Origin of the sequence: Paracoccus sp. (in: a-proteobacteria), from assembly GCF_032007265.1 — a bacterium.
GTDB lineage: Bacteria > Pseudomonadota > Alphaproteobacteria > Rhodobacterales > Rhodobacteraceae > Paracoccus.
The window spans coordinates 1-12661 of sequence record NZ_DALZMB010000106.1 but is presented as its reverse complement, the minus strand read 5'-3'; the positions used below and the strand labels follow the sequence as shown (position 1 = coordinate 12661).

8 protein-coding genes, 1 other RNA gene and 1 pseudogene are annotated in these 12661 nt (G+C 60.0%); 2 read left to right on the top strand and 8 right to left on the bottom strand.

Annotated features, from left to right (window positions below; translation table 11 throughout):
- Nucleotides 1-403 precede the first annotated feature (403 nt).
- Nucleotides 404-779: RNase P RNA component class A (gene rnpB, locus RTS12_RS17190), an RNA gene on the bottom strand.
- Nucleotides 780-868: 89 nt separating this feature from the next.
- Complete coding sequence (locus tag RTS12_RS17185) at nt 869-1282, bottom strand: helix-turn-helix domain-containing protein (RefSeq protein WP_312530691.1); 414 nt, start codon at nt 1280-1282, stop codon at nt 869-871.
- A 142-nt stretch (nt 1283-1424) separates the two neighbouring features.
- Between RTS12_RS17185 and RTS12_RS17180 the strand changes: the two genes are divergently transcribed.
- Nucleotides 1425-2282, top strand: coding sequence for an SDR family oxidoreductase (locus RTS12_RS17180; protein WP_312530689.1), 858 nt, complete (start codon nt 1425-1427; stop codon nt 2280-2282).
- 115 nt (nt 2283-2397) lie between these two features.
- Here the strand turns inward: RTS12_RS17180 and RTS12_RS17175 are convergent, their stop codons facing one another.
- The 5 genes from RTS12_RS17175 to RTS12_RS17155 form a co-directional block, all read right to left on the bottom strand.
- Nucleotides 2398-4782: a UvrD-helicase domain-containing protein gene (locus RTS12_RS17175; protein WP_312530693.1), complete on the bottom strand. Its 2385-nt coding sequence runs from the start codon at nt 4780-4782 to the stop codon at nt 2398-2400.
- A 75-nt stretch (nt 4783-4857) separates the two neighbouring features.
- On the bottom strand, nt 4858-5820 hold the full coding sequence (gene folE2, locus RTS12_RS17170; protein ID WP_312530687.1) for a GTP cyclohydrolase FolE2: 963 nt from the start codon (nt 5818-5820) through the stop codon (nt 4858-4860).
- 157 nt (nt 5821-5977) lie between these two features.
- Nucleotides 5978-7162, bottom strand: coding sequence for an O-succinylhomoserine sulfhydrylase (gene metZ / locus RTS12_RS17165; protein ID WP_312530685.1), 1185 nt, complete (start codon nt 7160-7162; stop codon nt 5978-5980).
- Between the two features lie 111 nt (nt 7163-7273).
- A complete protein-coding gene (locus tag RTS12_RS17160; RefSeq protein WP_312530683.1) occupies nt 7274-7918 on the bottom strand; it encodes an inner membrane-spanning protein YciB in 645 nt (214 codons plus the stop codon).
- Between the two features lie 147 nt (nt 7919-8065).
- Complete coding sequence (locus RTS12_RS17155) at nt 8066-9133, bottom strand: DUF1223 domain-containing protein (protein ID WP_312530681.1); 1068 nt, start codon at nt 9131-9133, stop codon at nt 8066-8068.
- Between the two features lie 261 nt (nt 9134-9394).
- Here RTS12_RS17155 and acnA point away from each other — a divergent pair, with 261 nt between their 5' ends.
- Nucleotides 9395-12166 (top strand): aconitate hydratase AcnA, encoded by a 2772-nt coding sequence (acnA, locus tag RTS12_RS17150; RefSeq protein WP_312530679.1) that lies wholly within the window; start codon nt 9395-9397, stop codon nt 12164-12166.
- A gap of 224 nt (nt 12167-12390) precedes the next feature.
- Here acnA and RTS12_RS17145 read toward each other — a convergent pair.
- A pseudogene (locus RTS12_RS17145) lies at nt 12391-12661 on the bottom strand (hypothetical protein); the annotation flags it as partial.

Below are 12661 nucleotides of genomic sequence, written 5' to 3'. Positions count from 1 at the left end.
CGCAGGGCACCTGCTTGGTTCATAAAGGTGATCCGCCCATCTGCGCGCATTAAATAAGCGCTGTGGGGCAACATACGAAGCAAGGTCAAAGCAAGGGCCGCATTATGGCCGGCAACCTCAGCGTCCTGCGTGGAAAATGCCCCCGCCCTACCGCTAACCTGCGCCTGCCCGAAATAAGCTTTCGCCTCAAAAGGGTCCATATTGTCACCGGAATGGCTGAAGATGGCAGTCAACAACGCCTCACGATAAAGACATATTGACCTTTATGTCAACGCGTGTTCCGGGCATTTTTCTTAATCTTTAGCAACTTAGCAGGCGGAAAGCGCCGCTAAGACCGCTATGAAACAGCCAGCAAGCTGCCCGTCCAACAATGTGGAACGGTGTCCGTGACTGTCGCCAGAAAACGCGCGGATGGCCTATAAGCCGGATTTTGTCCAAGGGTTGCCCCTCTGGATGACCATTCCTCTAGGCCCGCCATTACTGACGGGCTCAAGCTGCCAACCCGGATCTTTCAGGCGAAGACAGCCCTGCAGGTTGCCCTGCGCAAGATCCCTATTCGGCATTGCTCCCGGTGGGGCTTGCCTTGCCAGTCCGGTTACCCGTCCCGCGGTGGGCTCTTACCCCACCGTTTCACCCTTACCCATGCAAGCATGGGCGGTCTGTTCTCTGTGGCGCTTTCCCTAGGGTTTCCCCCGCCGGGCGTTACCCGGCACCGTGCCTTCATGGAGTCCGGACTTTCCTCGCGGGCATGACGCCCCCGCGGTCACCCAGCCATCCGCGCAACTGCCGCATAAAGCCGCAGACGGGGGCGGTCAAGCATTTGTATCGGGCGGGCCCTGAGGGCCCCTGGTTGGGGCACTGATGGGCCTTAGGCTTGCTCGCTCTCTGTGCCAGCCAGTTCCGCCTGCCCGGCCTGCCAATGGGCCGAGAACAGCGGCATGCTTTCCTCGATCCAATCGGCAAGATCGGTAACCTTTTCTGCCGCGGCTTGACCCAATGGGGTCAGGGAATATTCCACATGCGGTGGCACGGTGCGGAAATCATGGCGCAAGACGATCCCATCCCCTTCAAGCCATTGCAGCGTCTGGGCCAGCATCCGCTCGCTGACCCCGCCGATCCGGTTGCGGATCGCGGAAAAGCGATGCGGCCCCTTGGCAAGTACCATCAGGATCAGCACACCCCAACGGCTGGTCAAATGTTTAAGCACCTCGCGCGAGGGGCAAGCCGCTGCCAAAAGGTGGCCACGGCCGCTGTCATCACCAAGGGCGTCAGAAAGTTTCATACTTACCTTCATGTGCGTACTTACGAAAAGTTTGTGTGTCCATATATGCTCATTCGTAAGGCGGCTTTGCAAGTGCTCGCAGCGCCAGAAACCGCCGGGAAAACCGTATCTTTGCGCAGAAAAGTTAAAGATGGAGCAAGACATGACGATTGCAGTAACGGGTGCTACGGGCCAGCTGGGCCGCCTGATTGTCGCCGATCTGAAAAAACGCCTGCCGGATGGGCAGATCGTGGCGTTGGTGCGTGATCCGGCCAAAGCAGCTGACCTTGGTGTGACGGCGCGCCGCTTTGACTATGATGAAAGCCCGGAACAAGAGCTGACAGCCGCGCTGGACGGTGTTGAAAAGCTGATCCTGATCTCGGGTAACGAGGTCGGCAAGCGTGCCACCCAGCACCGCCGCGCCATTGATGCGGCCAAGGCGGCAGGTGTGGGCGAGATCATCTATACAAGCCTGCTCCATGCGCCGACCTCGCCGCTTAATCTGGCGCAAGAGCATGTCGCGACCGAGGCAATGCTTAAGGAATCGGGCATTGCGCATGTGATTTTGCGCAATGGCTGGTATGCGGAGAACTATACCGGCTCGATCGGGGCGGCGCTGGAACATGGCGCGGTAATCGGCGCCGCAGGGACGGGCCGGATCGCCGCCGCGGCGCGCAAGGACTACGCCGAGGCCGCCGCCGCAGTGGCAACCTCCAGCGGTCATCAGGGCAAGATCTATGAGCTGGTGGCCGATCAAGCTTGGACCCTTGCCGATTATGCCGCCGAAATCTCGCGCCAGACCGGCAAAGAGATCCCCTATGTCAACCTCAGCGAGGGTGATTATGCCGCCGCCTTGGTCAAGGCTGGCCTGCCCGCGGGCTTTGCCGCGATGATCGCAAGCTGGGATATCGGCGCCAGCAATGGCGCGCTTTACGACGACAACCGCGCGCTCTCGACGCTGATCGGGCATCCGACGACGCCGCTTGCCGACGTGGTCAAGACCGCACTGCAATCAGTGTAAAAAGCCACACACTTCAGGCCAAGGCCTTCAAGCCAAGGCCACAAATGGCAAGGACAATAAGAAAGGCGGCCCGCTGTGAGGCCGCCTTTTTCATGCGCGCAAACAGGGTCGTGCCTTAGAAGGGCACATCATCGCTGCCCGTTGCGCCCACCGGCTCGACATAGCCTGCCTTGATCGTCTTGAACCCCGTGGAAAATTCGACCGTCAATGTGTCCTCGGCGATCCCCATGACACGGCCTTTGCCGAATTTCTGGTGAAACACCTCATCCCCGACCGAAAAGGCCACGGCAACCTTAGCGTCGATCGTGACCGGCTTTCGTGCCGCAGGCGCATAGGATGTGCTGCGTTCCTGCATACGTTTCCAGCCCGGCGAGTTATAGACATCGGCCTTGGCCGCGCGGTCATGGATGCTTGATTGGCCATAATGCTGCGCCGCAGCCCCATAGCCCCCGCCATAAAGGCCGGGCGGGGTCAGCACGTCGACGTGATCTTCGGGCAGCTCATCGATGAACCGAGAGGGCAGCGAGCTTTGCCATTGCCCATACATCCGACGGTTCCCGGCAAAGCTGATCGTGGCCAGCTCTTCGGCGCGGGTGATGCCAACATAGGCAAGGCGACGCTCCTCCTCAAGGCCGCGCGCGCCCGATTCGTCCATGCTGCGCTGGCTGGGGAACAAGCCATCCTCCCAGCCCGGCAAAAAGACGATCGGGTATTCCAGACCCTTGGCGCCATGCAGCGTCATGATCGAGACCTGCTCGCTTGCCTCTTGCTTGTCGGTGTCCATCACCAAGGAAACATGTTCAAGAAAGCCCTGAAGGTTCTCGAATTCCTCAAGCGCCTTGACCAGTTCCTTAAGGTTGTCCAACCGGCCCGGCGCATCGGGTGATTTGTCGTTCTGCCACATCGCAGTATAGCCGGATTCGTCCAGAATACGCTCGGCCAGCTCAACATGATTGGCGGTGGTATCGATGGCATCAGCATGCCAGCGGCCCATGTTTTCGGTAAACTGGCGCAAGGCATTGCCGCCCTTACCCCCCATCAGCCCTTCTGACACCACGCCAGCCGCACCGTAGATCAACGGCTGATTGAGCAATCGCGCCTGATGCTGAATAGTCTGGATCGCTTTATCACCCAGGCCGCGCTTGGGGACATTGATGATACGCTCGAAGGCCAGATCATCATCGGGGCTGACCGCCAGACGGAAATAAGCCATGGCGTCGCGGATCTCTTGCCGCTCGTAAAAACGCGGGCCACCAATGACGCGATAAGGCAGGCCAATGGTCATGAAGCGGTCTTCAAAAGCGCGCATCTGATGGCTGGCGCGGACCAGAATCGCAATCTGGTTCAGGCTGCGCGGCCCCATTGCCGCGCGATAGCCGCCCTGAAAGGCCTCGATTTCCTCGCCGATCCAGCGGGCCTCGGCCTCGCTGTCCCAATGCCCGATCAGGCGGACCCGCTCCCCCCCTTCAGAGGCGGTCCACAGCGTCTTGCCCAGCCGCCCCTGATTGGCCGAGATCAGCTTAGAGGCTGCCGCCAGAATATGCGGGGTCGAGCGATAGTTCTGCTCGAGGCGGATAACGGTCGCGCCGGGAAAATCGGTCTCGAAGCGCAAGATATTGCCGACCTCGGCACCGCGCCAGCCATAGATCGACTGATCGTCATCGCCGACGACGCAGATATTGTGATGGGCCTGCGCCAAAAGCCGCAGCCACAAATATTGCGCGGCATTGGTGTCCTGATACTCGTCCACCAGCAGATAACGAAAGCGCTCTTGCCACTGGCGCAAGATATCCGGATGGGCCTGAAACAGCGTAACGCAATGCATCAAAAGATCGCCGAAATCGACGGCGTTCAGTGCCAAAAGCCGGTCCTGATAGGCCTGATACAGCTTCAGCCCATGCCCATCAAAGGCGTGGGCATCGGATTTCGGCACGCGCGCAGGCGTCAAAGCGCGGTTTTTCCAACCATCGATCAACCCGGCCAGCATACGTGCAGGCCAGCGCTTTTCATCGATATTTTCTGCCGCGATCAGCTGTTTGAGCAGCCGGATCTGATCATCCGTATCCAGGATGGTAAAACTGGGCTTGAGATGCAGATCGCCGTTGCCGATCAGCTCGGCGTGGCGGCGCAAGATCTTGACCGAGACGCTGTGAAAGGTTCCCAGCCAGGGCATCCCCTCGACAGTTTCGCCCAACAACCGCGCAATCCGGTCTTTCATTTCGCGCGCAGATTTATTCGTAAAGGTCACAGCCAGGATCTGACCGGGGCGCGCTTTGCCAAGCGTCAGCAGATGCGCGATCCGTGTGGTCAGCGCGCGCGTCTTGCCCGTCCCTGCCCCCGCCAACAGCAGGACCGGGCCGTCCAGCTCTTCGACCGCGGCACGTTGCGCCGGGTTCAGCCCGTCAAGATAGGGCGCTGGCCGCGCGCCCATGGCCCGCTGAGACAGCGGAACCGGGGCCGAGGCGGCTTCGAAAGGGTCAAAATCGTCGAACTGGCTCATGCGGCCAACATAGCGGGTGCTTGGCCGCATGAAAAGTGTGCGTTCACGTCTTGTTCCAAAATCGTCACGCCCAGCCTATCGCCGCAACCCCGAGAAGGTCGCAGGATCAAGGCTGGATTGCGCAAAGGTCGGGCCTTGGGTCAAAAGGCTGACCGCATCATGGGAATGAAGCGATTCCTGATGGCTGGCGATGATGCGGAAATCGCCGATGCGCGCGTCGTTCAGCAATTGATCGGCAAAGGCGCGCACGGCATCCTCGACGAAAATCGGGTTTGCGGCATTCAGTTCGGCAAAAGCCTGTTCGTCCTCGCGCTTGACCATCACCTGCGTTTCCGTCGGAACCGCTGCGCGGCACAGCGCGACCATATCCTCGAACCACAGCTTGTCATCGCCCTGCATCACCACCGAAATCCGCGCAACCGAGCGTTGGGAATGGGGGGTGGCAAGCTGGGCACGGGTGTCGCGGGCATGTTCGGACAATTCCAGCGAGCACGGGCAGGTCGAGCTATAGACATAGTCGAAATGCATGATGCGCAAGCGCTCGCCGCCTTGTTCGATCAGCTCTAATGCGATGTCGTAATATTGCCAGCCAGACAGGCCCGAGCGCAGGGATTCGACCTGCATTGGATAGCTGAAACGCATCTGGATGCGCGCGTCGAAACTATCCAGATCGGTCTTATAGGCATCCAGCGCCGCCGACAGGACATCCAGCGAAAAGCGCTTATCGGCATAGCCGTAAAAGCTGCGCATGATCCGGCTCATGTTGATGCCTTTTCGATCAGCCTCAAGGCTGACCGAGCCGGTCACGCTGGTCTCAAGCTGCAACTCGCCGCCATCTTTCTTCTGAAAGCGAATCGGCAGGCGGAAATTCGAGATCCCCACATGCTGGATCGGGGCATTGGCACCCACGATCAGACTGGCTGGCCCGTTTTGCAAATCGGGCAGTGTCGCCTTATAGGCCTCATCCACCTTGAAATCGGCGGGGTATTCGCGGCTGTAGACTGGCTGCGCGGTGGTCACGGGCCGAACATGGGTCATGGCATTCTCCTCGAACGGAACGCTGAATATGGGCGTTCGGGGGCCCGAACGGAACCCCCGGCGTCGTTTCATCATACCGAGTGCCCATGCCGGTATTATGGCAGGGACCGCAATGGTCCCTGTTGGGCATTTTTAAGGATTGTGCCGGCTTTGCGCTTTAATCCGCAAGTGCCTGGTGCAAATCAGCAATCAGATCCTCGGCATGTTCCAACCCGACCGAGATGCGCAGCAGGCCGGGCGTGATGCCCAGGGCCAGCTTGGCATCCTCGGGCAAGCGCTGATGCGTGGTCGTGGCCGGATGGGTCACGATGGATTTCGCATCACCGAGGTTGTTCGAGATCTTCGCGACATGAAGCCGGTTCAGCGTGCGAAACGCCTCTTCTTTGGTGCCGACATCGATCGCGATCATCGTGCTGCCCGTGCCCATCTGACGCATCGCCAGCTCGTGCTGGGGATGGCTTGGCAGGCCCGGATAAACGACGCGCGACAGTTTGGGATGACCTTCCAGGGCCTGTGCAACCTGCAAGGCGGAATCCGACATCGCACGCACTCGCAGATCAAGCGAGGTCAGCCCGTTCAGCATCAGCCATGCGTTAAAGGGGCTGCTCGCCGCGCCCGTATGTTTCAGATAGGGCTCGGCCACCTCGCGCACGAAATGGCGGGTTCCGCAGATCACGCCGCCCAGACAGCGACCGCCGCCATCGACATGTTTGGTCGTCGAATAGACGACCACATCCGCGCCCTGCTCGACCGCACGCGAAAAGATCGGCGTGGCAAAGACGTTATCCACGATCACCAGTGCCCCGACCGCATGGGCCAGCTTGGCGACGGATTCGATATCGGTGACCTCAAGCCCCGGGTTCGACACGCTTTCAAAGAAAACGGCCTTGGTGCCGGGGCGGATCGCCGTTGCCCATTGGTCCAGATCGGTGCCATCGACATAGGTGACTTCGACGCCGAATTTGACCAGAAGATCAAGGATAAAGATGCAAGAGCCAAACAGCGCCTTGGCCGAGACAATATGATCGCCGGGCTTGGCGATGCACATCAGCGCACCATTCACGGCCGCCATGCCGCTTGCGGTGGCGAATGCATCTTCGGTGCCCTCAAGGCTGGCCATGCGATCCTCGAACATGCGGCTCGTGGGGTTGGCATAGCGGGCATAGATGAATTCTTCGGGGCCTGCGTCAATGAATCGCGCCTCGGCCTGCTCGGCGCTGTCATAGACAAAGCCTTGCGTCATATAAAGCGCTTCGGCCATCTCGCCATATTGGCTGCGGCGCGAACCGGCATGGACGGCGCGGGTACGGGGGTGAAGCTGCGAATTCTTATCACTGGACATGGCGGATTCCCGAAATTGTGCAGCCCGGAGTTACTCCTCGGCCAGCGCTGGTGCAAGTTCAGCTTGGCAGGAATTCCCCAAACTGCGCATTCCGCGCCATTTCAAGGGGTTTTACTGGCCGTTTGGCCCGTTTTGACCGTCTTGATCTGTCTTGGGCAAGGCAAAGCGCTCGAACAATTTGGCGTTGAGCATGAAAAAGCCAAACATAATGATCATCAGACCAAAGGTTTTGAAGTAAACCCAAGCCGATTGAGACATCGTGCGGCGCACGATCTCATTGGCCAGCGCCATTGCGATGAACAAGACCACCAGCCGGATCGTCAAAATCCGCCAGCCCTCGGGACGCATGGGCAGTGCCTCGCCCAATACTGCCTGCAACCAGTTTTTGCGCAACGCCAAGCTTAGTCCCAGCAGCCCTGCGAAAAAGAGATAAAGGATCGTCGGCTTCATCTCGAGAAACTTGGGATCATTCAGCCAGGCCGTCAGCCCGCCAAAGAACACAACCAAGACCACCGTCATGATCTGCATCACCGAGATCTTGCCGGTCAGACGCCACAGCAAAAGCGAGGCAATGACCTGAACCGGGACAAAGATCATCGTGGCAATGACAAAGCCCTGATAATCCGTGCCTGCCAAGGAAATGGTGCGTTCACGCAAAAACAGGAAAATGACCAGAAACAGCAGCGCAGGCCCGTATTCAAGCGCTGGCTTGACCCATGCCGGGGTTGCAGAGGCGGGTTTGCGGGGCTCGGTCATGGTTTCTCCTGCGGGTGGTTCCGGTCTGTGCAGCCAGCACCTGTGAAATCGGGCCGATGCGACAGAGGCGGCGCTTGGGGCGTCGCACCGACCTGCCCTATCCGGGACGTGGCCGTCAATCCACTTTGCCGTCAACTCGCCTTGAGATCAGTCCAGCTTGACGGCCGCCAGAATGGCGCCTGCAGGCGCGCCCTTCCGACCGATCTGTTGGGCCAGAATGGCGTGGCGCGTATCGGCGGGGAAATCCTGCCCACCTTTGGCCGAGTTGGACACCTTAAGGCGCAAAGGCGCCTTGCCATCCCAATGCGCGATCTGTTCGACCCCCAGCACGATATTGCGATAACTCAGCGTCAGCCCGCGATTCTCGCCGGCTTTGACCTCGACCTGACGGCGCGGCGCATAGCGCACCAGCAGCAAGACCACCCCCCGCTTCAATTGGGCACGCGGGGTCAGCTCGATCTGATAGCTGTCATTCACGTTCTGCGCCGTCACCGACAGCGCCACCGGACGCGCCAGATGCGAGTTGATCATGCCCATCAGCTCGGCCGGGCGCAGGTCGATCAATGTATCCGTGCCATCGACAAGGATCTGAGGCGTATAAATCGAACGCTCTCCTGCCGCGCTGGCATATTGCTTTTGGCGTTGGGTGAACTCGGGGCGGGCGAATTCATCCGCCCAGCCAAGATAGTCCCAATAATCGACATGCCATGACAGGGCCAAGACATCAGGGCGATCTGACAGCTCGGCCAGCATATCATCCGCCGGGGGACAGGCGGTGCACCCCTGCGAGGTGAACAGCTCGACCACGACAGGCGTCTGCCCCAGCGGGCCGATCTCTGGCGCGGGCGCGCTTGCAAATTTCGCGGCAGGCTGTCCGGCCAGAAAGCTATTGCCGAAAAGCCCGGTCTCTGGCTGGGTCAGGCTGAAGAAAGGATCGGCCTGCGAGGGCGGGACCGGATATCCGCTGCCACCAAGTGGCGCCCGGATCAGGCCAGCCTCACCATCCGAGGCATCCAGCATCGATCCGACCATATCTTCGCCGGTCAGGCCCTGCGCCATTTCGTCGCCCTCGAAAGAGCTGTGATCCTCTTGTGCCCATAGCGGTTGGGCGATCACGCCATACACCAGCGCCAGCAGCCCGACGATTGCCAGACGGCGCATACGCCCCGGACGCAGCGCGCCTGCAGTCCCGTGGTGATACAAAAGTGCCGTCATAATTGGTTATCCAAAGGCATCATGCCGATCAAAAAGCCTGTTCACCTAATCGCTGAGGGTGCTAGGTGACAAATCAAGGCTTTGTTAGAATGCTCTCGCGTTGCTCGAGCGTGCTTCGGCGGCAACAGCCAGCGGGTTGGGATCACTTTTAGCATACAATTGCATACAATTGCATGCCAGAGCCTTGCGCCGCGCGCCAAAAAAGCGCAAATGACGTCCAGACAGCCTTAAAGCCACCTTTGCAACGATAGGGAGCGAGCCATGCCCATCGAAACGGGAAAAGACACCTCGAAAACCCGCCGCAGCCTTACGGCCGCTGGTAAAACTTATGCTTATTATTCAATCCCTGCCGCGACCGAAGCAGGGCTGGGCGATTTTTCTAAACTTCCCGCGGCTCTGAAGGTCGTGCTGGAAAACCTGCTGCGCTTTGAAGACGGCGGCAAAACCGTTTCGGTTGACGATATCAAGGCCTTTGCTGAATGGGCTACGCTTGGCGGTCAGAACCCGCGTGAGATTGCCTATCGCCCTGCCCGCGTGCTGATGCAGGACTTCACCGGCGTTCCCGCCGTCGTCGACCTTGCCGCGATGCGCGACGGCATCAAGGCGCTTGGCGGCGATCCGCAGAAAATCAACCCGCTGAACCCGGTTGATCTGGTCATCGACCATTCGGTCATGATCGACGAATTCGGCACGCCGCGCGCCTTCCAGCGCAACGTCGAGCTGGAATACGAGCGCAACATGGAGCGTTACACCTTCCTTAAATGGGGTCAGAACGCCTTTAACAACTTCCGCGTCGTGCCCCCCGGCACCGGCATCTGCCATCAGGTGAACCTGGAATATCTGGCGCAGACCGTCTGGACCGACAAGGACCAGAACGGCGAAGAAGTCGCCTATCCCGATACGCTGGTCGGCACCGACAGCCACACCACCATGGTCAACGGCTTGGCCGTTCTGGGCTGGGGCGTTGGCGGGATCGAAGCCGAGGCCGCGATGCTGGGCCAGCCGGTTTCGATGCTAATCCCCGAGGTCGTGGGCTTCAAGATCACCGGCGCACTGAAGGAAGGCGTCACCGCGACCGACCTCGTGCTCAAAGTCGTGCAAATGCTGCGCAAACACGGCGTTGTCGGCAAATTCGTCGAATTCTACGGCGAAGGTCTTGACCATATGCCGCTGGCCGATCGCGCGACCATCGCCAATATGGCGCCCGAATATGGCGCAACCTGCGGCTTTTTCCCGATCGACAACGAGACCCTGCGCTATCTGCGTCAGACCGGTCGCGAAGAAGACCGGATTGCGCTGGTCGAAGCTTACGCCAAAGAAAACGGCTTCTGGCGCGGTGCCGATTACGCGCCGGTCTATTCCTCGACGCTGGAACTGGATCAGGGCGATGTCGTTCCCGCGATTTCGGGCCCCAAACGTCCACAAGACCACGTGCCGCTGACCGCTTCAGCCGAAGAATTCCGCAAATACATCTGCGGCACCCGCGATCTGCCTCAGCCCACCGAAAAGGCCGAGCGTCGCTGGAAAGAAGAAGGCGGCGCCCCTGCCCCTGACGATCTGCCGGGCCATCACGATGGCTATAAATCTGGCGATGTCGAAGGTCAGGATTACAAGCTGCATGACGGCTCAATCGTGATCGCCTCGATCACTTCTTGCACCAATACCTCGAACCCCTATGTGCTGATGGCCGCTGGTCTGGTCGCTCGCAAGGCGCGCGCCCTTGGCCTGACCCGCAAGCCTTGGGTCAAAACCTCGCTCGCCCCCGGCTCGCAGGTCGTCGAGGAATATCTGAAGGCCGCCAACCTTCAGGAAGATCTGGATGCGCTTGGCTTTAACCTTGTCGGTTTCGGCTGCACGACCTGTATCGGCAACTCGGGCCCGCTTGAGCCCGCAATCTCGAAGTCGATCAACGACAATGATCTGGTCGCGGTCTCGGTCCTGTCGGGCAACCGCAACTTCGAGGGCCGCATCAGCCCGGATGTGCGCGCGAACTATCTGGCATCCCCGCCCTTGGTCGTGGCTTATGCCATCGCAGGCGATATGAATATCGATCTGACCACCGAGCCGCTGGGTTACTCGAACGAGGGCAAGCCGGTCTTTCTTAAAGACATCTGGCCGTCCTCGAAAGAGGTTGCGGAACTGGTTGACACCATCGTCACGCGCGAGATGTTCCAGTCGAAATACGCCGATGTGTTCAAAGGCGACGAGCGTTGGCAGGCCGTGAAGGTCACCGACAGCGAGACCTATGACTGGCCGGCAGGTTCGACCTATATCCAGAACCCGCCCTATTTCCGCGGCATGTCCAAAGATCCGGGTGCGATCCACGATATCGAAGGCGCGCGCATTCTGGCGCTGCTGGGCGATATGATCACGACCGACCACATCTCGCCCGCGGGTTCGTTCAAACCGACGACCCCGGCTGGTATTTACCTGACCGAACATCAGGTCGCGCCCAAGGACTTCAACAGCTACGGCTCGCGCCGCGGCAACCACGAAGTCATGATGCGCGGCACCTTTGCCAATATCCGCATCAAGAACGAGATGCTGGATAATGTCGAAGGCGGCTATACCAAGGATCTGGATGGCAAGCAGACGGCAATCTATGACGCCGCTATGGCCTATCAGGCGGCAGGCATTCCGCTGATCATCGTTGGCGGCATCGAATATGGTGCAGGCTCGTCGCGCGACTGGGCGGCAAAGGGCACCAACCTGCTGGGCGTCAAGGCCGTGATCGCGGAAAGCTTTGAGCGCATCCACCGGTCCAACCTTGTTGGCATGGGTGTGATCCCCTTCGAGTTCACCGAAGGTGCGACGCGCAAATCGCTGGGGTTGACGGGTGACGAGGTCATCTCGATCGACGGGCTTGAGGACGAGTTCAAGCCGCTGTCGCTGGTCCCTTGCCACATCCTTTATGCCGATGGCCGCGAGCGGACCATCCAGCTGAAGGCACGTGTCGATACCGAGGTCGAGATTGAATATCTCGAAAACGGTGGCGTGCTGCATTACGTGCTGCGCAATCTTGCCAAGGCCTGATCAGCGGGTCTGACGATACAGGCCATGATCTGGCCCCTGGAAATTGACAAAGCCCCGGCATCATCGCCGGGGCTTTTCACTTTGAGGCATGAGCCAAGCTTGCTGCTGTGAGCTTTGGCCGGTCCGATCTGTAGGCGTGGCCACTGCCGTCGCCGCGCAATTCGCGCCAACCCTTCAAGGGCTAGACGGCGGCCAAGGGCAACCTTGCGCCGCCCGGCCCACTGTTACGGCGTCGTGCCGTCCGCTGCTGCCTGCGGCGCTGCCCCACTGGCATCATCAGCCGCGCCCGGCGTGACGGTTGGGCTTGTCCCGCCGGTTGCACCCTGAGCGCCAGCGGCGCTTGGCGCGGTCGGCTGCGGCGCTGGCGCGACCGGGGGCAAGGTCGTGCTCCAGACGACATTGTCGGCCGGATCCTCGCCGGGTGACAGCCCCAGCGGCATATCTTCGGGGCTGGGGACGTAGGGCTCGGGCTGGGGTAATGGCTGCGACGCGCTC

Excerpts from the sequence above, each read along its gene's own strand:
- RTS12_RS17185 (WP_312530691.1), bottom strand. The coding sequence starts at position 1,282 with ATGAAACTTTCTGACGCCCTTGGTGATGACAGCGGCCGTGGCCACCTT.
- RTS12_RS17180 (WP_312530689.1), top strand. The coding sequence starts at position 1,425 with ATGACGATTGCAGTAACGGGTGCTACGGGCCAGCTGGGCCGCCTGATT.
- RTS12_RS17175 (WP_312530693.1), bottom strand. The coding sequence starts at position 4,782 with ATGAGCCAGTTCGACGATTTTGACCCTTTCGAAGCCGCCTCGGCCCCG.
- folE2 (WP_312530687.1), bottom strand. The coding sequence starts at position 5,820 with ATGACCCATGTTCGGCCCGTGACCACCGCGCAGCCAGTCTACAGCCGC.
- metZ (WP_312530685.1), bottom strand. The coding sequence starts at position 7,162 with ATGTCCAGTGATAAGAATTCGCAGCTTCACCCCCGTACCCGCGCCGTC.
- RTS12_RS17160 (WP_312530683.1), bottom strand. The coding sequence starts at position 7,918 with ATGACCGAGCCCCGCAAACCCGCCTCTGCAACCCCGGCATGGGTCAAG.
- RTS12_RS17155 (WP_312530681.1), bottom strand. The coding sequence starts at position 9,133 with ATGACGGCACTTTTGTATCACCACGGGACTGCAGGCGCGCTGCGTCCG.
- acnA (WP_312530679.1), top strand. The coding sequence starts at position 9,395 with ATGCCCATCGAAACGGGAAAAGACACCTCGAAAACCCGCCGCAGCCTT.